General features: G+C 46.6%; 16 protein-coding genes. 11 read left to right on the forward strand and 5 right to left on the reverse strand.

Annotation, left to right across the window (positions count from 1 at the left end; all coding sequences use genetic code 11):
* Positions 1-2: 2 nt before the first annotated feature.
* Positions 3-1721: an alpha-L-fucosidase gene (locus K339_RS0112225; protein WP_028523828.1), complete on the forward strand. Its 1719-nt coding sequence runs from the start codon at positions 3-5 to the stop codon at positions 1719-1721.
* Positions 1722-1824: 103 nt separating this feature from the next.
* On the opposite strand, the gene K339_RS0112230 is transcribed toward K339_RS0112225, so the two are convergent.
* Positions 1825-2970 carry a LacI family DNA-binding transcriptional regulator gene (locus K339_RS0112230; RefSeq protein WP_028523829.1) on the reverse strand — a complete coding sequence of 382 codons (1146 nt, stop codon included), beginning with the start codon at positions 2968-2970 and terminating at the stop codon, positions 1825-1827.
* Between the two features lie 292 nt (positions 2971-3262).
* Here K339_RS0112230 and K339_RS0112235 point away from each other — a divergent pair, with 292 nt between their 5' ends.
* Genes K339_RS0112235 through K339_RS0112245 form a run of 3 tightly spaced genes read left to right on the forward strand, consistent with a single transcriptional unit; the run spans position 3263 to position 10312 of the window.
* Positions 3263-6280 carry a SusC/RagA family TonB-linked outer membrane protein gene (locus K339_RS0112235; RefSeq protein WP_028523830.1) on the forward strand — a complete coding sequence of 1006 codons (3018 nt, stop codon included), beginning with the start codon at positions 3263-3265 and terminating at the stop codon, positions 6278-6280.
* 27 nt (positions 6281-6307) lie between these two features.
* Positions 6308-7795: a RagB/SusD family nutrient uptake outer membrane protein gene (locus tag K339_RS0112240; RefSeq protein WP_028523831.1), complete on the forward strand. Its 1488-nt coding sequence runs from the start codon at positions 6308-6310 to the stop codon at positions 7793-7795.
* Positions 7796-10312 carry a glycoside hydrolase family protein gene (locus K339_RS0112245; protein WP_028523832.1) on the forward strand — a complete coding sequence of 839 codons (2517 nt, stop codon included), beginning with the start codon at positions 7796-7798 and terminating at the stop codon, positions 10310-10312.
* On the opposite strand, the gene K339_RS37135 is transcribed toward K339_RS0112245, so the two are convergent.
* Both K339_RS37135 and K339_RS0112255 read right to left on the reverse strand, forming a co-directional pair.
* Positions 10313-10459: a hypothetical protein gene (locus K339_RS37135; protein WP_157607571.1), complete on the reverse strand. Its 147-nt coding sequence runs from the start codon at positions 10457-10459 to the stop codon at positions 10313-10315. It lies immediately after the preceding gene.
* Between the two features lie 33 nt (positions 10460-10492).
* Entirely contained in the window at positions 10493-10933 is a 441-nt protein-coding gene (locus K339_RS0112255; protein ID WP_051397980.1) for a DUF6934 family protein, read from the reverse strand.
* 37 nt (positions 10934-10970) lie between these two features.
* On the opposite strand from K339_RS0112255, the gene K339_RS0112260 reads away from it, so the two are divergent.
* From K339_RS0112260 to K339_RS0112270, 3 genes are all read left to right on the forward strand, one after another.
* A complete protein-coding gene (locus K339_RS0112260) occupies positions 10971-12686 on the forward strand; it encodes a sodium:solute symporter family protein (protein ID WP_028523834.1) in 1716 nt (571 codons plus the stop codon).
* Positions 12687-12893: 207 nt separating this feature from the next.
* The gene (locus tag K339_RS0112265; RefSeq protein ID WP_028523835.1) at positions 12894-14903 is read left to right on the forward strand and encodes a glycoside hydrolase family 2 protein; all 2010 of its coding nucleotides are present in this window, start codon (positions 12894-12896) and stop codon (positions 14901-14903) included.
* A 120-nt stretch (positions 14904-15023) separates the two neighbouring features.
* Positions 15024-17354, forward strand: a complete 2331-nt coding sequence (locus tag K339_RS0112270; protein ID WP_028523836.1) for an FAD-dependent oxidoreductase — start codon at positions 15024-15026, stop codon at positions 17352-17354.
* 266 nt (positions 17355-17620) lie between these two features.
* Here the strand turns inward: K339_RS0112270 and K339_RS0112275 are convergent, their stop codons facing one another.
* On the reverse strand, positions 17621-19042 hold the full coding sequence (locus K339_RS0112275) for an SGNH/GDSL hydrolase family protein (RefSeq protein ID WP_028523837.1): 1422 nt from the start codon (positions 19040-19042) through the stop codon (positions 17621-17623).
* A gap of 254 nt (positions 19043-19296) precedes the next feature.
* Complete coding sequence (locus K339_RS37140; protein ID WP_157607572.1) at positions 19297-19584, reverse strand: hypothetical protein; 288 nt, start codon at positions 19582-19584, stop codon at positions 19297-19299.
* Between the two features lie 347 nt (positions 19585-19931).
* Here K339_RS37140 and K339_RS0112285 point away from each other — a divergent pair, with 347 nt between their 5' ends.
* From K339_RS0112285 to K339_RS0112300, 4 genes are all read left to right on the forward strand, one after another.
* On the forward strand, positions 19932-20501 hold the full coding sequence (locus K339_RS0112285; protein WP_028523839.1) for an adenylate kinase: 570 nt from the start codon (positions 19932-19934) through the stop codon (positions 20499-20501).
* 102 nt (positions 20502-20603) lie between these two features.
* Positions 20604-21596 carry a GTPase ObgE gene (obgE, locus tag K339_RS0112290; protein ID WP_028523840.1) on the forward strand — a complete coding sequence of 331 codons (993 nt, stop codon included), beginning with the start codon at positions 20604-20606 and terminating at the stop codon, positions 21594-21596.
* A gap of 122 nt (positions 21597-21718) precedes the next feature.
* A complete protein-coding gene (locus tag K339_RS35940) occupies positions 21719-25549 on the forward strand; it encodes a T9SS type A sorting domain-containing protein (protein ID WP_051397981.1) in 3831 nt (1276 codons plus the stop codon).
* Entirely contained in the window at positions 25546-26301 is a 756-nt protein-coding gene (locus K339_RS0112300) for a shikimate dehydrogenase family protein (protein WP_028523841.1), read from the forward strand. The genes K339_RS35940 and K339_RS0112300 overlap by 4 nt, the downstream gene beginning before the upstream one ends.
* Positions 26302-26321 lie beyond the last annotated feature (20 nt).

Consider the following 26321-nt stretch of genomic DNA (forward strand, 5'->3'; position numbering starts at 1 on the left):
CAATGAAAAAAATATCCGTCATTCTCCTGCTTTGTCTAATTGCTTTTAAAGGTATTACTCAAAAAAACAGTTCAAAAGAGCAGCGCCTAAAGTGGTGGCAAGATGCCAAAATGGGCTTGTTTGTCCATTGGGGGCCTGTGTCACTGATTGGAAAAGAAATTAGTTGGTCGCGCAATGGCTACGGTAAAAGCAAGTACGATTCGTTGTATTTGCGGTTTAACCCCAAGCAATTCAACGCTAAAGAATGGGTAAAGTTAGCCCAGGCAGGGGGAATGAAGTACTTGGTTTTGACGTCAAAACACCACGATGGTTTTTGCCTTTTTGATACCAAAACCACGTCTTACAACATCATAAACAGCCCTTTTGGAAGGGATGTTTGCAAAGAACTTGCCCAAGCTGCCCACGATGCAGGGATGCCCATTGGCTGGTATTTTTCGGTGGCCGACTGGAAAGACCTCGATTGTAGGAACCCCAAAACTAACGATATTTTTGCCAATCGGGTGGAGGAGCAGGTGCGTGAATTGTTGAGTAATTATGGCAAAATTAGCTTGTTGTGGATTGATTACGAAGGGGCGCCCAGCCCCATTCACCCCAAAAGAGTGTTTGAGTTGGCACGTAAGTTACAGCCCGAAATCATCATCAACAATCGGCTCGAACCTTTCAATCCCGACGAATCGCACGCTCGGGTAGGGGCTTACGCCGACTATGCTACGCCCGAAGGGTTTGTGGCTGGGTATGGCGCCGTGCCTTGGGAAACCTGCACCAACATGGGGCATCAGTGGGCGTGGCGTTTCAACGATACCCCGCGCAGTTTGAAAGAATCGGTGCATACGTTGCTTCGGTGCGTAGGTGGAAACGGCAACCTTTTGTTCAATATCGGCCCCGATAGTTTGGGCGTTTTTCCACCCAACTTTGTAGCACGGGCAACCGAAATGGGCGATTGGCTAAACAAAAATGCGGAAGCCGTTTACCAAACCAAAGGAGGCGTTTATACCCCCGCAAAAAACTACGTGAGTTCGTACCGAGGCAACAAACTGTATTTGCATTTATTGAACAACACGGGCGACGAAATCAAACTCCCGCCCATGACAGCCAACGTCAAAAAAGTGTCTTTGTTGAATGGAGAGGCTATTTCGTTTACGCAAACCAAAACCGATGTAACCCTGAAACTTCCCCAAAACGGGCGCGATTCCATCGCTACAATTGTGACACTTTCGTTGGATAAACCTGCTGCGCAATTGGGTCAAATTATCCCTTTTACGACCACTCATTCATTGGCTTACGGCAAAAAAGCGACCGCTTCGAGTTCAATGGGTGAATTTTTGCACGACCCCTCGGCGGCTTTTGATGACAACCCCGCAACTTGTTGGAAAATGGGGCGGCGTACCGACGTCGATTTTGAGGCGTATTATGGAAAAGACGTACATTACCAGTCAGAAGCGGCTTTCAATTTATTTCAAAATAAGGGTTGGATAGAAATTGATTTGGGTACAAAACAAAGAGTTAAACAGCTCAAAGTAAGCGAATTGGTGTATCAAAAATCTCAAATCAAACGCTTTGAAATTCAGTACGAAAAGGACGGCCAATGGCTGACGCTGGCCCAAGACGAAAAAATGGGCAATTGGAGCAAAGACATCAGTCCCGTTGTTGCGCAAAAGTTTCGGTTGGTGATTTTAGACTCTTATGGTTTTGCAGGGATTCGGGAGTTTCAGTTGTTTTGAAAAGCATATTGTAGAGAACTATGTTTTCCCGCAGATTGGCGCTGATAGTAGTCTGCGAACATCTGCGGTTTAAAATCTGCGTCAATCTGCGGGGAAAAAAAACTCAACAATTCACAGATGATCCGCGCACAACCAATCTCGTAGGCAACTGGTAGGTTTCGATGTGAGGATTTTCCATCTGTTCCAACAAAATCCGCGCGGCCTGTCGCCCCATCTCCCAAACGGGTTGCTCAACGGTAGTCAAAGGTGGTTCAATAATGGCCGAAATCGGGTCGTTGCTAAAACCCACGATGCCTAGTTCTTGCGGAATTTTCACGCCTCGGCTTTTGGCCACCAACATGATTTCGATGGCCGTGGGGTCGTTGATGGCAAAAATAGCGTCGGGAGGCTGCGCAAGACTCAACAGGTAATTGGCATAAATCCGCGCTTTTTCTTCGGTCAAATCGTAGTGAATAATCAACTCATTGTCCACGGGCAGCCCGTGTTTTTGCAAGGCATCCAAGTAGCCTTTCATCCGCAACCGACTCACCAACAACGACACGGGCCCCGCCAAATGCGCAATCCGTCGGTAGCCTTGTTGTATCAAATGCTCCACCGCCTGAAACGCCCCCGCATAATCGTCCACAATGACTTGGGGCGTGTCTAGTTCGGGGCACACGCGGTTAAAAAACACCAAAGGCACCTCTTTCCGTAGTACCGTCCGAAAATGGTCCACGTTGTTAGTTTGGGTAGTGACCGACACCAGCAAACCATCCACACGGCTGTTCATCAACGCTTTGACGTTGGCCACTTCGGTTTCGTACGATTCATCCGACTGACAAATCATCACGTTATAACCCGCTTTTGACAAAATTTCCTGCGCGCCCATGATGACAGTGGGAAAGAAATAGTGCCGAAATTCGGGCACCAAAATCCCCACGATGTTTGTCCGACTTTTTAGCAACGCATTTGCCAAAGGATTAGGCTGGTATTCCAATTGTTGGGCCAAATCCAGAATCATTTTGCGCGTTCCTTCGTGTATGTCCGTATGCCCCCGCAGCGCCCGTGACACCGTCGATTTCGAAATACCTAATTCATTGGCAATATCGATAATTGTGACTTGGTGCCGAGGTTTATTTTTGCGATTTTCGACGACTTCGGGTAGCGTAAAATGATAATCACACGCCTTACAAAAGTAGCGTTGCTTCCCCCGAACAATCCCCGATTTTTGAACAAAATCTATTTGTCGGCATTTCGCACATTTAATCATTATTTATTGTACTTTTTTAATTTTTTGCTTCTTTTTTCTAACTCTATCTCTACCTCAGAGCACTCCCCAACAAAGACGTATAAGTAATGCAATTACTACTATCGCTACCAGTTTCGGGAAAGTTCCCGATAGTTTTTGTGGGTAAAATTCAATTTTTTCTGTTGATTATTTAAAACCTAGCTCTAATTTCCCTCAAAATCGTCATTTCAATAGCTCCTCAGGCATTTTGATAGCCGATGATTCAAACCCTTAAAAATTGTATATTTTCAATTTATTAAAACATTCAAATCCTATGCTCGGAAAATTACGAATATGGTTGCTTGTAGTAGGTCTTGTGACCCATGCTTACGCCCAAGACCTGACCATCAAAGGAAAAATCACCGACAATTCGGGAGCTGAACTTCCAGGAGTAAATGTGACGGTAAAAGGTACGCAGAAAGGAATTGTCTCTGATGCCGAAGGCAAGTACCAACTCAGTGGCGTTCCTGCCAGAGCAACGTTGGTGTTTTCGTTTATTGGTTACCTCAAACAAGAAATCGAGGTCAATAATCGAACCGTAATAGACGTGGTACTTGAAGCCGACGTTAAGTCCATCAACGAAGTGGTTGTGGTAGGATATGGTACGCAGCGAAAAATCGAAACTACGGGCTCGATTGCCTCCGTCAAATCGTCGGACTTGGTGCAAACTCCCGTTGCCAACGTGGCACAGGGGCTACAAGCGCGCGTATCGGGGATTCAGATTAGCCAAAACTCAGGCTCTCCAGGCGGAAATGTCAGCGTCCGAATCCGTGGCACTAACTCTATCAACGGAACTTCGGAGCCACTTTACGTGGTGGACGGAATTCAGATTTCTAACGGTGGAGGTATCAACGACGTGAGTCCCCTTTCGACCATCAACCCCAATGATATTGAGAGCGTCGAAGTGTTAAAAGATGCCTCAGCATCGGCTATTTACGGAGCGCGTGCCGCCAACGGCGTGGTACTAATCACCACCAAACGCGGTAAAAGTGGCGGAACGCGCGTGACACTTGATAGCTATTTTGGGGTTCAAAAAGTAACCAAAACGTTGCCTGTGCTCAATGCCGCCGAATTTGCCCAGCTAGAAAATGAAGTGTTCAAAAATAGCTATTACAAAGACCCTGCGTCGTTGGGGGAAGGGGTGAATTGGCAAAACCTCATTTTCCGTGAAGCTCCCATTCAAAACCATCAATTATCCATCAATGGCGGTAATGATAAAACCCAAGTAGCGCTTTCGGCCAATTATTTCGACCAAGACGGAATTATCATCAGTTCCAATTTCAAACGTTATTCGTATCGACTAAACCTCGACCATAAAATCAGCAACCGCGTCAAAGTTGGGACGAGTATTTTGGGCAGTTATTCAGTCAACTCGGGGATTCAGACGGGTTCGACCAGCCAAGGTGATGCTGACGTCGTAACGGGCACTATCTTGGGCGCGGCCATCGGTGCACCGCCCACCTTGAAACCTTATCGCTCCGACGGCAGCATTTTTCCCTTTGGCGAGCAAGAAGACGGGCGTTATCGTGAAGTAACGAATCCGCTTGGGCTTGCGGCGGTGCTGAACAAAACTGCCCTCAAACGGACGTTGGTGAATCTTTACGGTGAAGCTACTATTTTGAAAGGATTGACGTATCGGGCGTCTTTTAACGTGGATTTACAGAACAATATCAACGACCGCTATTCGCCGCGTTCAATCGTTAGTTTGAGAGATTTAAACGACAATTCTGGTTCGGGCTCAAAATCCAACAGCAATTTCTTAGGACTATTGCACGAAAGCATTTTGACCTATTCGCAAACCATTGCCACAAACCATAGCCTGAAGTTTACGGGAGTTTTTGCCTCGCAAGCTGAGTTTTCTAATGCCAATTCTATTAGTGCTTCGGGTTTTCCCAACGATGCTACCCAAAACGAAGCGTTGCAACTCGCCCTCAACCGCACCGTCAGCAGTAGCCGTAGCAAGCAACGTTTGGACTCGTACATGGGGCGCGTGAACTATGGCTACAAAGACAAGTATTTCTTGGATTTGACCGCCCGCGTGGATGGTTCAAGCCGCTTTGGTACCAACAATAAATACGGATTTTTTCCTGCCGTATCAGCCGCTTGGCGCTTGATTGAAGAACCATTTTTGAAAAGCGTAACTTGGCTTTCTGACCTCAAACTGCGGGCAAGCTACGGTATCACGGGGAACGCAGGCGGCATTTCGCCGTATCAGTCGCTAAGTACAGTCGCCGCCACGGGAAGCGATTATGTTTTTAACAACGCTTACGTGACGGGCATCAACCCAACGGGGATTGCGAACCCCGATTTACGTTGGGAAAAATCAACCCAAACCAACATCGGATTGGATGTAAGTGTCCTCAACAACCGCTTTAGCTTGATTGTGGACGTATATGATAAAATTACCCGCGACTTGCTGTATATCAAAACCTTACCACTTTCGTCGGGTTATGCAAGCATTACGGGGAATTATGCCTCGTTGGAAAACAAAGGGATTGAATTTGCGGCCAATGCGCGCATTTTGGACGGGCCACTCAAGTGGAACATATCGGCCAATTTTACCCGCAACCGCAACAAAGTACTCGACCTCGACGGAGGCACCACCACGGAGCGTTTTATCACGAGCTACACCATTTTGAAAGTTGGTGAGCCATTAGGTTTGATTAAATCCTACATTTTTGACGGAATCAACCAAACGGGCGAAACCATCTTGCCAGGCTACGATGGGCGTTTGGGTGGCCACAAAGTCAAAGACTTAAACGGAGACGGTACCATCACCTCAGCCGACCAAACCATTACGGGCAATCCTAATCCCAACTTTATCTTTGGTTTATCTACCAATTTGTCATTCAAAGGCTTTGATTTGAGTGCTTTCTTGTCGGGTTCGCAGGGCAATGACATTTACAACCTCAGCCGCTTGTCGTTTGAAAACCCACTGGGGCAACGTAACTTGTTGAAAGGCGTTGTTAATCGCTGGTCGCCTACCAACCCAAGCAACCAGTACGTCAGTGCTGCGCAAGGAGGACGTTTACCCGTGAGCAGTTATTACGTAGAAGATGGTTCGTACATTCGTTGTAAAAACCTCACCCTTGGCTACACGCTTCCTGCCATCAAAGGAGTACAGAATATTCGGGTGTATGTCTCTGGAAATAACTTATTTACCCTTACCAACTACAGTGGGTTTGACCCCGAAGTAAATACGTTTGCGGGTTCTAATACCGTCATTGGTATCGACAACTTTGTGTATCCACAAGCGCGTTCGTTCTTGGGCGGTATTCAAGTAACGTTTTAAGTGTCAATCTTTCAAAAAGCATTCATTATGAAAAAATATAATAGACTCATCGGCTTATGTACTGCCCTTTTGGTGCTTAATACAAGCTGTAATCTAGAAGAAACCATTTATTCCTCCATCTATACCGAGGCTTTTTATAAAACGGCTGCCGATGCCGAAAAAGGGCTTGTGGCCGTCTATGACCCTTTGGGTGACATGGGCGTTGGGCCTGCGCTCACCATTGTGTCCGATTTTAGCGCCGACCAGTCTTATCCACGGGCGGTAGTAGGTCGCAATACCCTGACGCTTTTTGCTTACGACGCCAACTACACCACCCAACGCACGGCAGGACGTACCAACGAATCGCCGCAACAAATTTGGGCGTCGTGTTACGATGGCATCGAAAAAGCCAATTGGATTATCGAAAAAGTGCCCGCAGCGGTCATGGATGAAACCCGCAAAAAACAAATTATTGGAGAAGCCTATTTTATGCGGGCGTTTTACCATTGGAATTTGGCCAAAAACTTTGGAGACGTTCCTGTCAAAACAAAACCAAGTACTTCCGAAGCCGAAGCAACCATTCCCAAAAGTGCCAAGGCCGACGTATATAAACAGATTTACAGCGACTTAGATCAAGCCCTCGCCGCAGGACTGCTCTCATATCCTGCTGTGGAAAAAGGTCGTCCTTCCAAAGAAGTGGTCAATGCACTTTATGCCAAAGCTGCTTTGTATAACGAAGATTGGCAAAAAGCAATGCAAAAAGCCCAGGAAGTCATCAATTCGGGTAAGTACTCACTTATGCCTGATGTGCGCGACGTGTATCGTTATGACAAAGAAGATGCGGCTCGCGTCGAAAACATGTGGGCGTTTGAAGTAGCCCCCATTTCTCCTGGCCGCGCTCACCAGTTGACGGGCCTTTGTGGCCCTCCAGGCAATGCGGGAGCGGACTACGCTCGCACCTCGTTCGGGTCAATGTTTGCGTACCAAACCTTCTTTGATTCGTTTGACCCCGCCGATAAGCGCCGTCAGCTTTTGGATACTACTTACATCAATCGGAGCGGTGCGGTAGTACCCCAGCGCAGCATTACGCCGATTACGACCCAAGGTGTTTTGATTAAAAAATACCAAGATCCCAACACGATTGTAGGACAGATACCCAATATTCCGATTTTGCGCCTGCCTGATATGTACCTCATTGCTGCCGAAGCTGAGGCTCGTTTGAACGGAGCAACGGCCGCTGCGTATGGATTTGTGAATGCCATTCGCAAACGTGCTGGTTTACCCGATTTGAAAGCAGGATTGAGTAAAGATGCGTTCATTGATGCCGTATTGCAGGAGCGTTCTTGGGAGTTTTTTGCTGAAGGTGATCGCTGGTACGACCTGACTCGCACCGACAAATTCATGAGTGTCATTCCAAAAGCAGTGAATAACGTGTATCCGACGCGCACACCAACGGCCAAAAACAAGTATTTCCCAATTCCATTAGATGAGATAAATGCCAATCCAAAACTGGAACAAAACCCCGCGTGGAAGTAAATGTCACTTAAAAAGAACACTTTATTGGTAGTTGCCTTCTTTACAAGTTGGGTAACTCTCCGAGCTCAAGCACCCAAATCGTTGGTGTTGGAAAATCAAGCGCTCCGATTACGTTGGGCTAATTCGCCCAAGGGTTGGCATCTTTCTCAAGTGAGTGTCAAAAAGGGCAATAACTGGGTTTCGCTCAAAAATCCTTCGGGAGAGAGTACATTATTGGTCACTACGGAAAAGCCTAAGCTAGAATCTGACTCCGTGTTTAAGAGCATTACGGGCAACAAATTTCCCGAAGATGCCTACCACTACCAAACCAAACAGTGGGCCGAAAGTACCAATCCTGTCTCGTTGAATACTGTGGGAACGGCTTTTCATTTTTTTCCTAAAAAAGGAAGTCAGAATGCTCCTAACCAACTGACCTTTGAGCACGAAACCGACCAAGCCAAAATAGTTTCTCAATGGCGTTTTGACCCAAAATTCCCCACGGATGTCATCGTAACCCAAAAGCTTACCCCCAAACAAGCAGGCTATTTTTCATTGGCTACTCCTACGTTGAACTCTATCAGCGAGGCTGACATGGCTTGGGTAGCCGTTCCGGGGTATTTTCAGGGGAACTATATGCAACCCAATTTTGCCTTGGCGTATGCCTACGGGCACGGAGTTCCTACGCTGCCCGTGGTCTATCGCGAGCGCTCGGCCAGTACGCTTAGTCCGCTCGTTACGACCAAAACGGGCATCACGGTCTCGGTCATTCCTGACCCCGCTTTTTGCCGCGACCCTTGGGCCAAAGACAAGTTGACCCTGCATGATTGGAATATTGGGATTTCGCACAAAAACCGTAAGTCGCAACTAACTCCCACGTTGTATTATCCCGTTCTTGGCGAACCAAAATCTGACTTAAAAACGGGTGAAACTGTCACATTTACGTTCCGATACAGCCTCTTAGGAAGTGATTGGTTTAGCATGATTAACCACGCCGCCTACGACATTTATCAACTCAAACAGACCTTGGAACTTCGCCAAAGCAAGCAGTCGCTGACCGACCGTATCCAGAAAATGCACCATTATTTAACCAACCCCAAAACGTCGCTTTGGAACATCGAAGAATACAAAGGTTTGAAAATTGGGGCCCAATCGTACTTAGGTGGTGTGGTAGGTTCACAGCGCGATGCCATGAAAAACTCCGATTATGGCGCGATGTGGATGCTGGCCAATGCTACCAAAGACACCTTACTCACCAAAAATGTCCTGCCCTACGCGCTCAATTTTAAGTTTACGCAGCAAATCACCGAGCCAGGCTTTTTTAACGGGGCGTTGGCAGGGCAGTATTATTTGGCCAAACGCAAAAAATTCACCGAAGAGTGGGGCGAAGTAGTCGAACCTATCGCGGTGACGTACTACACCATGCTTGATTTGGGCAATATTTTATTGTTCGAGCCCGACAATCAGTCGCTTAGAGAGCGTTTAAAGGCGGGGGCTGAATGGTTGTTAAAAAACCAAAAAGCCAACGGTAGCTGGGGAGTGGCTTATGACCGCAAAACGGAGCAGGAAGTTTTTCTCGACATTCAGGATGTACGACCAACCTTCTACGGGCTTTTGGTAGCGTACCGTATTTTGAAAGATGCTAAGTATTTGGCCGCCGCCCAAAAAGGAGCAGATTGGTTTGTGAAAAATGCCGTTGACAAAGGTAGTTTTTTAGGAGTTTGCGGCGATGCTCGCTATGCCCCCGACTTTGCCACGGCGCAGTCGGCTCAAGCATTGCTGGATTTGTATGACATTACGCAGAATCCTACCTACAAAACCGCCGCTATCCAAGCCGCCAAAGTCTATACCACCTCGATTTATACCCACCCCATTCCGAACCGTACCTTAAAAACGGTCAACGGCATTGAGCGTGAGGACTGGGAGATTTCGCAAGTGGGTTTGAGTTTTGAACACGGCGGGATTTTTGGTTCTTCAAACGCCCACGGCCCTATCCAACTGGCGAGCCATGCGGGGTTGTTTATTCGGATGTATCAGCTCACGAAAGAACCTATTTTCGCCGATTTAGCGCGTTCGGCTGCGTGGGGACGCGACGCGTTTGTTGAACCCAAAACCAGCGTTGCTTCCTATTATTGGCGGGTGATGAACCAAGGTTCGGGGCCGTATCCTCACCACGCTTGGTGGCAAATCGGCTGGCTTACCGACTACCTCATGTCAGAGGCAGAATTACGTTCGGGTGGGCAAGTGAAATTCCCTCGTGGGTTTGTGACGCCCAAAGTGGGTCCCCACCAAAGTTACGGATTTGAAGCAGGCTTCATCAACGGTACCAAAGCCAAACTCATCATTGACGAAAACCTCGTTAAAATCGACAATCCGACCATTGATTACCTCTTGGCAGAATCGGAGCAGAAAAATACGCTATTTGTGATTTTGTTGAATAACAGTTCTCAAGCAAGTGATTTTCAGGTCACTATCAACGGCAAGTCCTATAAAAAACAATTGGCAGGAGCTGGATTTGAAGTAATGACGGTAGCGAAGTAATTAGGGCTTTTTGGGAATAGGTAGCTCTATTTTAGCTAATACCTCATTGGCTTTAGCTAATTTTTCAGAAAAGGGAGGTTTGTTGTCTTTTGTCTTTAGTGGTAAAGAATCCCTTTTTTCAACCTTAAACTTCGATTCAATTCTCATAGTTCTGTAAATTTTATGGTTAAAGTTAATGAATTATTTTTTTCTAATCAAAAAACCTTCGTAGGCTCTATTGGCTATAAATGACTCAGGCTGAGAATTAATAACTCCCAATACATCAAATTGGGTGGTAATCTCATCCAAACTATGATTTATAGCAATTCTGTAAAGCCGAGTTCGCGAGGGTGAATTGCCAGAGAAATAAATGATATGCTCGGGATTGAGAGAAAGATAGTGAATAACGACTTGGAAAATCGTAGCTAAAATCTTTTCCATATCACCATTGTCATTAATGATTGTATCATCAATTTCTCCAGTATTTGGGTCATAATCTGCTAAACCGAGATTATAAATAGTTGCAACAGAGGTCTGTTGAAAAGCGACAACTTTGTTGATTACACCCTTTGAACCGATACTTTCGAAGTAAAACTCTGTAGAAGACAGGTTGGAATAAAATAAGTAATTTGGATAATTCACGATTCTATATTTAGGCTACAAAACTAACCAAAACATCTTGAACTCACTGATTGATACCGCCGTCATCTTTATTTTCTCCGCTTTTGTACTGGGGATTGGGATGCTGTTTGCCCGCACGGGGCGCAACCTCAAATCGTTTTTTGCGGGGGGAGAAGCCGTGCCTTGGTTCATTGGTGGACTGTCGCTATTCATGTCCTTTTTCTCCGCGGGCACGTTTGTGGCGTGGGGCTCTATCGCCTACAAACACGGCTGGGTGGCCGTCACTATTCAATGGACGATGTGCATCGGAGCTATCATCACGGGGCTGTTTTTATCTCCTCGCTGGCGGGCTACTGGCAACCTCACCGCGGCAGAGTTTATCCGCGAACGCCTCGGCGAACGCGTTCAGAAGACCTACATCGGCATCTTTACTTTGGTATCGGTATTTATCAAAGGCTCGGTGTTGTACCCCGTGGCCAAGCTGGTAAGTGTTTCACTGGGGTTTCCTTTGCTCGAATCTACCATCGTGTTGGGAGTTTTCATGATTGCTTACACGGCCGTCGGCGGACTGTGGGCAGTGATGGTAACCGATATTTTACAGTTTGTTATTTTGACGGCCGCTGTATTTATTTTACTTCCTTTGTCGCTCAATAAAGTCGGTGGTTTTGAACGATTTACCCAACAAGTCCCCGACGACTTTTTCAACCTTCTCCACGGCGAATACACCTTCGGTTTTGTGCTTGCGTTTGTGTTTTATCACATTGCGTACATTGGGGGTAACTGGACATTTGTTCAGCGTTACACCAGCGTCGATAGCCCCAAATCGGCCCGCAAAGTAGCATTTCTTTTTGCGGCGCTGTATTTAGTCAGTCCCATGATTTGGATGCTTCCCCCGATGATTTATCGGGCACTGAATCCCAGTTTAGAAGGATTGGATACCGAAAATGCTTACTTACTGATTTGCAAGGCCGTTCTGCCACCTGGCTTGCTCGGGTTGATGCTTACGGGAATGTATTTCTCGACTTCGGCCAGTGCCAATACCACCTTAAATGTCGTCTCTGCGGTTTTTACTAATGATATTTACAAAGGCTTTATCAACCCCAAAGCCTCTGATCAGCAACTCATTAAAGTAGCAAGACTTTCGTCATGGGGATTTGGATTGGGCATGATTGTGATTGCCTTATTGGTCCCTGCTGCTGGTGGAATCGTGGAAGTGGTGCTGAGTATTTCGGCTATTTCAGGTGGGCCACTGCTGGCTCCGCCGCTTTGGGCGCTGTTTTCAAAACGTATCAACGGAAAAACTACCTTCTGGATTACGATTGTTGGGTTGGTAGTTAACCTATTCTTTAAAGTGCTGTCACCGTGGCTATTGGACTTTAAACTAAGCCGTGCTGTCGAAACCATCGTGGGCATTGGCCTGCCGTTGGTTTTGCTTTCGGCCTATGAATTGTATGCCCGAGCTAACCAAAAAATTGCCGAAGAATACGAGCCATACCTAGCCACCAAAGCAGCCCGAAAAGCCCAAGCCATGCTCGAAAACGAAGAAGAATCGTTGGAAATAAAACGACAAAATCGCTTTGGAATGCAAGTCATTGCGGGAGCATTAGTGTTTGTGGCAGTGGTATTATTTGGATTAAGCGCCTTTGCTACCTCGGGCGGTCTAATCACGGCGGGAATTGCAGTGGTAGTTTTGTTAGGAGCTATTATTCCGTGGCGAGCTGCTAGACGAATTACCGTCATTGGAGAAAAAATAAAGGAAGTCAGTCAGGGCTAAAGCCCGCCTATTCAGTTGCTTATCCCTTGCCACGCCCTAAAGGACGTGGTTAAAAAGAGCGAAACACGAGATATTCCGCTACTCTCCACAGCTTCAGCCTTGGGAATCACGCTGAAAGAGATTCTTTTAACCCCATGGCTTTAGCCTGGGGTAATACAAGTGAACGAAAATGAATGGGCTTTAGCCCTGACAATCAACACATCACACATGAAACTCACAAGTTTATTTTTGCTGTTATCACTTTCTGGTTTTGCCCAATTTAGCATCCGACAGCCCGACGCCATTCTGTTGCATGGACAATGGTCGTTTGCCATGGACCCGCGCGAAGTGGGGGCTACCAAAGGCTGGTACAAAGACGGTTACAACGTCGGAGGTTGGGATAAAGTCAGTGTTCCTCACTGCTTTTCGACCGACCCTCGCTACCAGTTTTATACGGGAACCGTTTGGTATCGTAAGTCTTTTCCGTGGCAGCCTCAGGCGGGCAAACGTACGTTGTTGCACTTTGATGCGGCTTATTATGCCACTACCGTTTGGCTCAACAATCAGAAAATTGGTACACACGAAGGTGGCTATACGCCGTTTCATTTTGACATTACCGATTACCTAAAATCGGGCGATAACGTACTGACTGTTTCTGTTAATAACGATACGTGGCAAACGGGTTCTATTCCTGGCGCGAAGGATAACGGCAATGCCAACGACCCGTTTCCTGGTTGGATTAATTACGGTGGACTGATTCGCCCCGTGTACCTTACCATTGAACCTGACTTATACATCGAAAACCTCAAAGTAGAGGCGGTGCCTGATTTGGCTTCGGGTACGGCAACAGTACGCGTGAAGACCCGCGTTAGGAACACGTCTTCGCAAGCACAAACGCCTAAATCGGCAACGACGGTTGTCTTCAGAAATCAATCGTTGAAGCTTGTTTGGAAAATTACTTCAGCCGCCATCGCCGCAGGACAAACAGGGATTCTTGAGGCTGAAACCTCGCTCAAAGCTACCGACGTACAACTGTGGAGTATTGACAGCCCGCAATTGTACCAGCTCCAAACGGTTGTTGGAGGTGACACGCTTGCCACTTCGTTTGGAATACGCAAAGTAGAAGTTAGAAATGCGCAGTTGCTGCTCAACGGTCAGCCTATCCGTTTGGCAGGGGGAAATCGCGTGGTAGATTATCCCAGTTTAGGCTCGTTAGAACCCGATTGGTTGGTCGAAAAAGACTTTCGCTTGATGAAAGAAGCAGGAATGGAGTTTCATCGCTTGACCCACTATACCCCAAGTGAAACTTTCTACGACCTAGCCGACCGCTACGGAATGCTCATCATCACCGAAGCGGGCAACTGGCAACTCACGCCCAGTCAAATGGACAACGACACCATTCGCCAAAAATTCAAGCAACAATTTCGAGAAATGGCCGAGCGCGACTGGAATCATCCGAGTGTGATTGCGTACAGCGTCGGTAACGAATACTTGTCGGAAACGCCTTCGGGACAACGTTGGACCAAAGACATGATGGTTTATGGCAAAAGCCTTGACCCCAGTCGTTTGTTTACCTTCGCTTCCATGCGTCTCAATATTTTACCTGCCAAACCTGAGGACGAGGCCACGCAATACTGCGATTTTGTTTCCACCAATACCTACGGCAACCACGCCAAAATATTTGACCACATCCACGCACTGTATCCCGACAAGCCCATTCTCATCAGTGAATGGGGTGTTCGCGCTGACACACCCACGGGCGAAGCAGGGCAGGTGAGTCACTTGGAAAACGTCATGGCTGAGATTCGTAAACGCCCGTACATTGTGGGCGCTTCGTGGTGGTCATTCAATGATTACCAAAGTCGCCACGTAGGCACAAATCCCAATGGCTACCGTCCGTGGGGGCTAGTAGGCCCTGAGCGTAACAAGCGTCCGCTTTACCACGCTCACCGCCGTGAGATGTCGCCCATTACGCTCGAAAAAGTGCGTTTTCAGGCTGGAGGGCAAGGCGTTCACCAGTTGGTAGTTCGTATCAAAAACCGTAGCGATTTCCCCGCTTATACGGTCAAAAATTATACCCTAAAAACGCCCGACGCGTCTTTTTCATTCCCAGAACTATCTCCAGGCCAAAGTGCCGAAATCACACTCCTCATCCGTGGTTTTGACCCAAAAATAACCTTAGAGGTAGTTAAGCCTACGGGCTATTCAGTTATGAATGAGACGATTGAGTTAAAATAAAGCAGCTTAGACTTTCCAAGTTTTTGAAACTTGGAAAGTCTGGCATAACCTATAAGGTTTTTAAAACCTTATAGGTTTCGATAAATCATTTACGTTAAAGAATAACTTTTGCAAAAAAGCATGATAAAAGCAGATGCAATCGAAAAAAGAGCCCCCAAAAGCGTCATGTATAACGCCGATTTGGTGGTAGTAGGTGGCGGGCTCTCGGGGCTATGTGGGGCTGTTACGGCGGCACGCGCAGGAATCAAAGTAGTCTTGGTCACCGACCGCCCAGTATTAGGGGGTAACTCTTCGAGCGAGGTTCGTTTGTGGGTATTGGGCGCCACTTCTCACATGGGCAACAACAACCGTTGGGCTCGCGAGGGAGGACTTTTAGACGAGTTGTTGGTAGAAAATATGTACCGCAACCCCGACAGCAACCCGCTGATTTTTGATACTATTTTACTCGAAAAAGTCGTCAATGAACCCAACATTACGCTTTTACTTAATACAACTGTTTATGAAGTAGAAAAATCTACTCCCGATACAATTTCGAAAGTCCACGGGTTTTGTTCGCAAAACTCCACCCACTACGAGCTCTCCGCGCCGTTGTTTTGCGACGCCTCGGGCGACGGCATTGTGGGTTTTTTGGCGGGAGCTGCCTTCCGAATGGGCGCCGAGTCGCGGGAAGAGTTTGGTGAGAAATTTGCGCCTTCGCAAGAATACGGCGAGCTATTGGGTCACAGTCTGTACTTTTATTCCAAAAACGCGGGCAAGCCTATCAAATTTGTTGCCCCCAGTTTTGCCCACGACGTCACGCAAAAAATCCCCAAATTTCGCTCCTTCAACGCCAACGAATTTGGCTGCAAGCTTTGGTGGGTAGAATACGGCGGTCGCCTCGACACAGTCCACGATACCGAAACCATCAAGTGGGAGTTGTGGAAAGTGATTTATGGCGTATGGGACTACATCAAAAACTCAGGCAAGTTTCCCGAAGCCGAAAACCTCACGCTTGAGTGGGTGGGGCAAATCCCTGGCAAACGCGAAAGCCGCCGTTTTGAGGGCGATTATATGCTGATTCAGCAGGATATAGTTGAACAACGCACCCACTACGACGACGTGGCGTTTGGGGGCTGGTCGATTGACTTACACCCCGCCGATGGTGTATTTGCCGAAATTGGACAGTCGAGCTGCAATCAGTGGCACAGTAAGGGTATTTACGGCATTCCGTACCGCAGTTTTTATTCACGCAACATCAACAACCTTTTTCTCGCAGGACGCATCATTTCGGCCAGCCACGTCGCCTTTGCGTCGTCACGCGTGATGGCTACGAGCGCGCACGGTGGACAAGCCGTGGGAATGGCCGCGAAATTGTGCATCGAAAAAGGGCTTTTGCCTCGTGATTTGGCTCAACCCCAGTACATTACATCTCTACAGCAAGAGTTACTAAAAACGGGACAGCACATTCCTCATTTGCCGCTACGAGACGATAACGACTTGCTCCAAACGGCCACAATTTCGGCCAGTAGTGAGTTGGTAGTAGAAGAACTCCTTCCCTCGGGCGAGCCCGAAACAATGGTTTTTTCGGTAGCGCAGCTCCTTCCATTGAGCGAGTCACCCTTGGGCAAAGTGATTCTTCACCCTTATGCCGACGAGCCGACTGAGCTTCAAGTGGAACTACGGGTTTCGAGTAAAGTCAACAATCATACCCCTGATGTAACGCTTTGCCAACAAACCATTTCACTCCAAAAAGGCCGAAACTGTATCCATTTGGCATTTGATGAAGCTGACTACCGTCCCCAACTCGCCCAACTTCGAGCTGCCCAATCCGAAAGCGCACTAGGTTATGTGTTTTTGACTATTCTCAAAAATGAAAAAGTACGCTTGCAGTACTCCGACCAACGCATAACGGGGCTGCTGACCGTCTTCAATCAAATCAACGAAGCGGTTTCTAACTACGGAAAACAAGAGCCAACCCAAGACATCGGCGTAGATACGTTCGAGTTTTGGTGCCCCCAACGCCGTCCTGCGGGTAAAAATTTAGCGTTAAAGCTCGACTCACCTTTCAACCTATTTCAAGCCAATCACCTGCGCAACGGTCTGCAACGGCCCACGCACCAGCCCAACGCGTGGGTAGCCAGTCCAGCAGATGCGCACCCAGCAGTGCAACTCTCGTGGGACAGCCCCCAGCAGATTCGTGAACTTGTCCTGCATTTTGACACCGATTTTGACCACCCGATGGAAACGGTCTTGATGTCACATCCCGAAAATGAAATGCCGTTTTGTGTTAAAAATGTACGGATTCTAAATGACCAAAAAGAAGTCATTGCTGAAATCAAAGACAATCACCAAAGCCAACGCGTTATTACGTTCCGCGAGCCGATTGAGACCACTTCGCTCACGATTCAAGTAGAACATCCCTCAAACGTAGTTCCTGCGGCTTTGTTTGAGGTTCGGTGCTATGGAAGCTAATCTGGAGTAGCGAAAAAAGGTATTCAGCATTTATAAAAAGGCGATTTTTTTAGGGAGTCGCCTTTTTATTATAGGTATCATCTCAAATGAATGAAATTATTTAGGAAGAACAATAACTATATTATAGCTTCTAATTCAGCTCGTACATACAGTTTTTAAATCGCCACTAACAGAACTCCATGGCCCCTTTTGGACATAAACCATCATGGTTTGGTTAATCGTTTCATCTCATCTTCATACGTTGACCGATACTTAGATGTAGGTAACTATTTACCCATAAAAAAACGGGTTTGTAGGAGCTGAATCTGCAAACCATAGTGTTTGTTGAGGGTTTTGATAACCTCGTTGGCAATGACAGCTTGTCCGAAAGCCGTGGGATACACTCCATCCGCCGAAAAGAAATTACCGCCCCGTGGCCACGCTGGATTAACTGCTACGTCATCATCTGTCACATAACCTCCTGCCTGAATACGCTTGTAAAGACTATAAATATCGACTACGGGCCAACCCGTGTCTTTGGCCGCTGTGCCAATAAAGTAAGTATTGTAAAGTTGCGGCGAAAGCCTTTGCAATTCGCTGTTAAAATCATTGCCAGTGATAACATCATGGGTACTCAGTACCACTCTGCCCCACACATTAGCTTTCAATTCGCCTTTTAATAATTTCTCAATCGTAGGTGTAGGAATCAACCGATGCAGTGTAGCGTCATATTCGTATTGCTCCACAAAGAGTTTAACCCCCGATTTTTTGACCATCTCAGCGGTGATTTGCTTAAAGTAGGGAAAATCTAGTACTTCGGGAACATTCAATATCACCCCTTTGTGTTGTTTCTTGGCTAAGCTTCGCGCCAGTTCGTATTCGGGTGTAAAGTAGTAGGGCAATTGGCCTCCTGAAGCAATAGAGCCACCACCATATGAAGCAGATTTAAAAGTATCGTCCATGCCAAACTCAAAGATAAATAAATCAGCATTTTGGTCATTGACCCAATCCCAAGGTTTCGCATATTGAGCTTTCGTTTCTTCACCTGCTACCCGATCAATATATTTGTAATATTTAAACTCTTCCGATGGGTATCGAAAAAACTGTAATCCTTTTTGAATCTCGGGAAAAGCCAGCTGGTCAATTTGTGCTTTATCTTTTTCTATAAAATCGGAGTAAGCCGTTTCTCCATTCTGCTGGGTTACCCCCAAATTATTGGTCACCATATTGAATTTAACCAAGGGGCCATCCGTGGATGATATCGTTTTATAGCCCGTACCATTGCCTTCTATTTGTGAAAACAGCGGCTGAATAAAACCCACTTTCATTTGCCCCGCAATCAGATTTGGGAAGGCGGTTAATTGACCTTCTCGGTAAAGCCCCCCGTCTCGAAACCCTGCTGATAGACTCCCTCCTACCGCTACGAGCCTAAATTTGCCTGGTTCTTTTTGGATTTTACTTAAATCGGGCGCTTGGGCGGGTTTTTCGGGTAAAACCTCCTTATCAGGTTTTACTTTAATGTTGATATCCCCAGCGTTAAACCAACCCAACCAATGGTTTTCGCTTTTGATGGCTTGAACCAATGAGGGGCTGGATGGAATCATCGAAGGGTCGATGGCTTTGCTAGCCTCTGCGATTGGAGGAGTACAGGATGGGAAGTTAAGCAAAAGAAAACAACTAAGTATAACTAAATAAAAGGCTTTTTTCATCTTTATACATTTACAAAAATGATGTTTTATTACAAAATTAGAAGTGTTTTACACGAAGGAGCATGGATATGTACTCAAAGATAAGGGCTTTAGTTATAAATACAATATTATATTTTAATAGTTCAGTAAATTATAACTATGTAAAATAGTGGTTGTAATAATAGCTCAAGAAATGGTTTTTATAATGACAGTATCTGGGAACAAATAAAATAAGCTTTGATGTGCTTTTTGTAGTGTTTTACGTTAAAGCAATTTTATTTGGGAGGCATGATGAAGTCATACTGCGTTTTTGAACTGATTCTTACAGGATAGCACAAGTTTGTCTTTGTACCGTTTAAAAGAAGTATGTCATCCCTGTAATTTCTAATATCGAAGTTGTTACGTACATCAAGTGAATGATAGCCCCTAGGAACGCCAATCGTGGCTGAGTATTTTCCTTCTTTATCGGTAAATACAGTTGTTAATTTTGTGCCTTGGAATGCCAATATGCCATTATTTCCCACAGGGAATTTGGTGTCATTATCGGTAACTGTCCCAAACACAGTAGTTGTTCGGCTTTTAAAGAGATTTGAGAAGCAGCCTTCGGTCATTAGCAGTACTCCCGCTGCATAGAGTCATGGTTTCAATCGTTGTTTCATAGGAAGTTGTGTATAAGGGTGGACGGATGCCTAAAGGTAAATAATTTAGTCACAAAATGACAGTGCGAAATGGGAGACGAGGCCAGGGCAAAATAGCTACGCAATAGCCCAGCTGAGCAAACCTACTCCATTTTAGCAAATTCCTTTGTTAATTTGTGGGGAAAAACCGTTGAGGAGTGTTACGAAATTGTAAATTTGCATTTTATACACTTTAAACCGTAAGACTCCCTCTTCAAAACATCCCTCATCAGATGCTTAACATTGTACTTTTTGGCCCTCCCGGTGCGGGCAAAGGCACCCAAGCGGCAAAGCTCATCGAGAAATACCAGCTATTTCACATTTCTACGGGAGATTTGTTCCGGATGCACATCAAAGAGCAAACCGAGCTCGGTAAGCGGGTGAAAGATTTGCTCGATAACGGGATTTTGGTTCCAGATTCCATCACCATCGATATGTTGGAAGAGGAAGTTCAGAAAAATCCTGACGCAAAAGGAATTATTTTTGACGGATTTCCCCGTACTGTTCCCCAAGCTGAAGCCCTCGATGCGTTTTTAGAGTCAAAAAACACCAATATCAAAGCCGTTTTACAGCTGGATGTCAACGAAGAAGAATTGAAACGCCGTATTGCCGAACGCAAAAAAATAAGCGGACGGGCCGATGACGACGAGGATAAACTGGTAAAGCGTATAGATGAATATTTCAACAAAACGGTTCACGTACTGCCTTATTATGAAGCTCAAGGCAAGCTGACGGTGGTGAACGGGATTGGCGAAATCGATCATATTTTTGGTCAACTTTGTGAGGCAATCGAGACCGTATAATAAATTTTAACGGGAGTTTCATACAGACTCTCCCTTTTCTTTCTCAACTTTGTAACTCGTGTGATGCCATTTAGGTCCATCACGCGAGTTTTTTATTTTACTATGGCAACTTCCAATTTTATAGATTACGTTAAAATAAACTGTCGCTCGGGAGCGGGTGGAGCAGGTTCTGCACACTTCCGACGTGAAAAATTTGTGGACAAAGGTGGCCCAGATGGGGGCGACGGCGGACGAGGTGGGCACATCATTATGAAAGCAAACTCGCAGCACTGGACACTCCTCCACTTGAAGTACCGCAAGCACATCAAAGCGGATGCTGGTGTAGGTGGTAGCGGGGCGCGTTGCAACGGAAAGCAAGGAAATGACGTCATCATAGAAGTACCGCTCGGAACCATCGCGCGCCACCCTGAAACTGGGGAGGTGATGGGCGAAGTAACCGAGCATGATCAGGAAGTGATTTTGTTGAAAGGAGGACGCGGCGGTTTAGGAAACTGGCACTTTAGATCAGCAACCAACCAAACGCCCCTCTACGCTCAACCTGGCGAGCCTGGACAAGAAGAATGGATTGTTTTGGAGCTAAAACTCCTTGCTGATGTGGGATTGGTTGGGTTTCCAAACGCTGGAAAATCAACGTTGCTCTCGACGGTATCAGCGGCACGACCCGAAATTGCCGATTATCCGTTTACAACGCTTGTCCCTAACCTCGGAGTGGTGGCTTACCGCGATTTTAAATCGTTTGTAATGGCCGATATTCCTGGGATTATCGAAGGGGCTTCGCAAGGAAAAGGACTAGGATTACGCTTTTTGCGACACATCGAACGCAACTCCATTTTGTTGTTTTTGGTGCCCGCCACTAGCGAAAATGCAGGGGACGAGTATCGTACTTTGCTTCGTGAATTAGAATTGTATGACCCAACTCTATTAGATAAAGAACGACTTTTGGCCATCTCGAAAATGGATTTAATCGACGACGAAGCCAAAGCCGATCTCATCAAAACACTTCCTACCGACATACCGTACGTATTTATTTCGGCGGTGATGCAAGAAGGAATAAACGAGCTAAAAGATTTGATTTGGAAGGTTTTAAATCCTTAAAAACAGGTCCAATAAATCAAAATAAGGTGGGTTAGTACCAAGCGTAAATAGCTATTTATTTGCGCTGTTACTAACCTTTTTTTTGCGGTAGTAAACATATATTCCACCATAAAGCTGAACAAATGAAATTTAGTAAAGCATACTTATTCTATTTTGTCAACTTTTTACTATGGCTATTTCTACCACTTACTATAGTTGCTCAAATTCGCATTACGTTCCCTAGTAGTCGAATCGTTTTTCAGCGCGACAATGCGGGCAACGGAACGATTCCTATCACGGGGCAGTATGCTCAAAGCATCGACCGAGTAGAGGCACGGGTGGTGCCAATGGTCGGTGGGCAAGGAGAGCAAACCGACTGGCGAACTATCCAAGAAAATCCGCAAGGTGGGTTTTACTCAGGAAGTATTTCGGTCAGGGGAGGCTGGTATGAACTGCAAATCAGGGGAATGGCTAATGGAAATGTGGTTACTACTACCGAGCTCCAACGGGTGGGTGTCGGAGAAGTATTTGTCGTGGCGGGCCAATCCAACGCTCAAGGCTTCTTCAACTACGGTGCACCCAGTCCTGGCGATGACCGTGTCAACTGCGTCAATTACTACAATGGCACGCACCAAAATAATTCACTCCCCGCCCCGTCGTTTGTCAAAATGAGCGACAACAGCAATATAAGCCCGCGCGGGTTGTCTTCTTGGTGCTGGGGAAGGTTGGGGGATATTTTGACCAATCGGCTGAATGTTCCAGTGCTATTTTACAATGCAGGTTGGGAAGGAACTGCTTCCAAAAACTGGTCTGAAACCGTTGACGGTGGCACCACAAGTAGTATTTATATCAATGATACCTATCCACCTGGACAACCGTATGCCAATTTACGTTTAGCGCTCAACTACTATGCGAGTCTTACGGGCGTGCGGGCAGTGCTTTGGCACCAAGGCGAAGCCGACAATATTCTCAATACCAACGCCAATCTTTACGTGTCTAATTTGCAGACGGTGATTAATAAATCACGGCAGCATTTTGGCAAAAATGTAGGTTGGGTAGTGGCGAGGGTTTCTCATTATAAAGGGAAAAATAGCCAAGAAGTAATCAATGGTCAAAATCAAACCGTTTTTAATACTTCGGCTGCTTATTTTGGCCCTAATACCGACGAGGTTCAGATTCCTCGTCCTGACGGAGCGCACCTTCAAAATGGAGGGTTAGCAGATGCGGCCAACGTATGGGCTAATTCGCTCGATAATAATTTTTTTAATAATTGTTCGCCCCAAACGGGTACTTATCCTGCTTTTTCGGTTCGTTGTGCGGGAGGAAATCAACTTAATATCAACGTTCAAGGGCCGTTTGTTTCGGTGCAGTGGAACAACGGTGCCACGGGGTCTTCTGTCAACTTTGGTCCAGGTACGTATCAAGCTACTGTCCGCGATGCTTCGGGAAATACTTATTTTACACCTTCCATTACCGTTCCGAACGACTTACAAAGTGCGCCCGTTAGTATTGCGGTTGACGGGAAAGTTCCTCTTTGCCAAGGAAGTAGCATTGGCCTGACGTCGAGTAGCAGCATTGATAACAATTGGAGTACGGGAGCCACCAGCCAACGTATTGATGTGTCTTCGGGAGGAACATATACGGTGACTACTAGAAACCTGTATGGTTGTAGTAGCGCGGCCTCGTTTACTGTGAGTACTGTCAATTCGCCTCCGCCAGCCAAACCTACCATCAATGCTTCAGGAGCGCTTACTTTCTGCCAGGGTGGTTCGGTAAGCTTAACGGCCAGTGGTGCCAACGAATACCGCTGGTCAAACGGCGAGCGTGGCCAAACGATTGCCGCCCGCACGTCGGGAATTTATGAAGTACGGGTGCTCGATAGCCAAGGCTGTACGTCGGAGCCTACGAGTGTTGTGGTGGTAGTGAATACGCCACCTGCCGCCCCAAGTATTAGTGCTACGGGCAATACATCGTTTTGTGAAGGAGGAGAAGTGACATTATCTTCCAATTATTCGGCAGGAAATGTGTGGAGCAACGGTGAACAAGGCACTAGCATTAAAGTAACAACGTCGGGTACATACAATGTTCGTTTTAGGGATAACAATGGTTGCGATGCCATTTCTAACTCCATCAAAGTAACGGCCAATCCGCTTCCCGCCAAACCCGTGATTACGGCGGAGCGCCCACTTACTTTTTGTGAAGGCGATAGTACGGTTCTGACCTCTACCAATTCGGCTCAGTACAATTGGAATAATGGAGCTCGTAATCGCCGCATCAGTATTTTACAGGCGGGGACTTTTACTGTGGCTATTACAGATGCCAATGGCTGTTCTTCGCCTGTTTCTGACCCCGTTACGGTCAAGACTAATCCTTTGCCAGCTGCCCCAACCATCAGTGCTGATCGAACGCCTAATATTTGTGAAAATGAAGTGATTACGCTGACTTCTTCTGCTCAAGCGGGCTACATTTGGAGCAATGGTCAGAATACTAGGACTGTGACGGTCAACCTCACGGGGCGTTATTCGGCCCGTACAGTGGACGCCAATCAGTGCCAATCACCGTCTTCTAATGTCATTGCAGTAACCGTTAACCGCCTTCCTGACAAACCTACCATTACGGCGCTGGGTGCTACAACTTTTTGTGTAGGTGGGCAAGTACAGTTGACAACCAATTACAATGCTGGAATTTCTTGGAGTAATTTTCAAACAACCCAAACGGTCACGGCTATTACTGGGGGAGACTACCGAGTGCGTTATCGAGATGGCAACAACTGTGAGGCAATTTCTGACCCATTTAAAGTAACTGTTCACCCTTTACCCACTGCGCCTTCGGTGATTAGTGAAAGACCTACTACCTTTTGTTTATTCGATAATACTGTACTCACGATTACCTCGGCGGGGAGTTCGTTTAAATGGAGTACGGGCGATGAAGGCCGAAGCATAAAAACGTACTCGGCGGGCAGTGTTACGGCCACCGTTTATGACCCAACTACTGGTTGCACTTCACCTGCCTCTAATCCCATTAAGATTACGGTTAATCCGCTTCCTGACAAACCGACGATCAGTGTAACGGGCTCAACGACGATTTGTGCGGATAAATCTGTAACCCTCACAGCCTCGCAAGCGGCGGGCTATCAGTGGTCTAACTCCGCAACGACGCAAAGCATCAACGCCAACGTGGCGGGAAATTACACGGTTGCTGCCAAAAATGAATTTGGTTGTTCTTCGTCGGCTTCCGATCCTATTACGGTTCGAGTGATTCAGCTGCCTAATCCGCCGTCGGTCATTGCTGAGGGGCGCACTACTTTCTGTGAAGGTGAACAAGTGGGACTAAGAGTGGAAAGTCCGTATCAGGTTATCTGGAATACGGGCGAAACAACAAGTAGAATTATTGCCAAGCAATCAGGAAATTATGCGGCTAGTATTCGCGATGATTCGGGCTGCCAATCGCCTTATACGGGGGCGGTTCGGGTAGAGGCTAAAACCCTTCCCGCTACGCCCGTCATTCAAAAATCGGGAATTTATGCCTTACAAGTGAGTAACCCAACCGAAGGCGCGACTTATGCTTGGACAAACAACGGCCAAGCCCTGAGCGAAACCGCCGCTACCATCCGAACGATACAAGCGGGAAGTTATACGGTGATTTCGTCAATTAAGCACAGTGCTACGTTGACTTGCACGTCCAAAGCATCGGCGGCGTATGAGTTTGTGCTGGAAAGTGGCAACGCCCGCATAGGTGTTTTTCCCAACCCAAGTACTGATGGCAATGTAACCATCGAAGCATTAGAAAATTTGAGCGATGTAACCATCATCGTCTATGACCAAACGGGGCGTACGCTGATGACCAAAACGTTTGCTAGTTTGGTAGGTCAACAAAAACTAGATCTGAGCGACCTGCCCTACGGAACGTATCATATCAAAGTCCGAACCTCAACATTTAATGAAAGTAAAAAAATTGTTTTAAGCCAACCATGAGATTATTTGCCCTAATTGGATTTCCGTTGACTCACTCTTTCTCAAAAAAATATTTTACCGAAAAATTTGAAAAAGAAGGCATCAGCGGATGCCGCTATGAGTTGTTAGAATTGCCGAATTACCAAGACTTTCCCCAACTTATTGCCGCACATCCCGATTTGGTTGGCCTCAACGTGACCATTCCGCATAAGCAAAACGTCCTTCCTTTTCTCGACGAATTGGATGCGGCCTCTGCGGCGCGGATTGGAGCGGTCAATACCATTAAAATTCTTCCCAATGGGAAATTAAAAGGCTATAACACAGATTATTATGGTTTTCGGTCGTCGCTGGAGCAATGGTTCGACTCGTTGCAAAGAACGCCTGTCAATCTCAAAGCATTAGTATTGGGCAACGGAGGTGCTGCCAAGGCAGTTTTTGCGGCTTTGAACGACTTGCAAATTGCGTATCAAGTGGTTTCGCGCCAAAAAACCGAAACGACCATCGGTTACGATGACCTCACTGAGGAAGTTATCCACAGTCATTCGTTGATTATCAACACTTCGCCCGTCGGAACTTACCCCAAGGTAGAGGATTGCCCCGCGATTCCGTATCATTTATTGGGGGAGCAGCACCTTTTGTATGATTTGGTCTATAATCCTGCGGAAACGTTATTTTTGCAAAAAGGAAAAGAACAAAACGCCCAAACGCACAATGGCCTTCCGATGCTACATCTACAGGCTGAAAAAGCGTGGGAAATTTGGAATGCGGAATAACAACGTCTTTTATTTCACTC

The organism is Runella limosa DSM 17973 (genome assembly GCF_000482465.1).
Taxonomy (GTDB): Bacteria; Bacteroidota; Bacteroidia; order Cytophagales; family Spirosomataceae; genus Runella; species Runella limosa.

Coding starts and splice junctions, on each gene's coding strand:
- K339_RS0112270 (WP_028523836.1), top strand. CDS start 15,024: ATGATAAAAGCAGATGCAATCGAAAAAAGAGCCCCCAAAAGCGTCATG.
- K339_RS0112225 (WP_028523828.1), top strand. CDS start 3: ATGAAAAAAATATCCGTCATTCTCCTGCTTTGTCTAATTGCTTTTAAA.
- K339_RS0112275 (WP_028523837.1), bottom strand. CDS start 19,042: ATGAAAAAAGCCTTTTATTTAGTTATACTTAGTTGTTTTCTTTTGCTT.
- obgE (WP_028523840.1), top strand. CDS start 20,604: ATGGCAACTTCCAATTTTATAGATTACGTTAAAATAAACTGTCGCTCG.
- K339_RS0112245 (WP_028523832.1), top strand. CDS start 7,796: ATGTCACTTAAAAAGAACACTTTATTGGTAGTTGCCTTCTTTACAAGT.
- K339_RS0112300 (WP_028523841.1), top strand. CDS start 25,546: ATGAGATTATTTGCCCTAATTGGATTTCCGTTGACTCACTCTTTCTCA.
- K339_RS0112285 (WP_028523839.1), top strand. CDS start 19,932: ATGCTTAACATTGTACTTTTTGGCCCTCCCGGTGCGGGCAAAGGCACC.
- K339_RS37135 (WP_157607571.1), bottom strand. CDS start 10,459: ATGAGAATTGAATCGAAGTTTAAGGTTGAAAAAAGGGATTCTTTACCA.
- K339_RS0112240 (WP_028523831.1), top strand. CDS start 6,308: ATGAAAAAATATAATAGACTCATCGGCTTATGTACTGCCCTTTTGGTG.
- K339_RS0112235 (WP_028523830.1), top strand. CDS start 3,263: ATGCTCGGAAAATTACGAATATGGTTGCTTGTAGTAGGTCTTGTGACC.
- K339_RS35940 (WP_051397981.1), top strand. CDS start 21,719: ATGAAATTTAGTAAAGCATACTTATTCTATTTTGTCAACTTTTTACTA.
- K339_RS0112230 (WP_028523829.1), bottom strand. CDS start 2,970: ATGATTAAATGTGCGAAATGCCGACAAATAGATTTTGTTCAAAAATCG.
- K339_RS0112265 (WP_028523835.1), top strand. CDS start 12,894: ATGAAACTCACAAGTTTATTTTTGCTGTTATCACTTTCTGGTTTTGCC.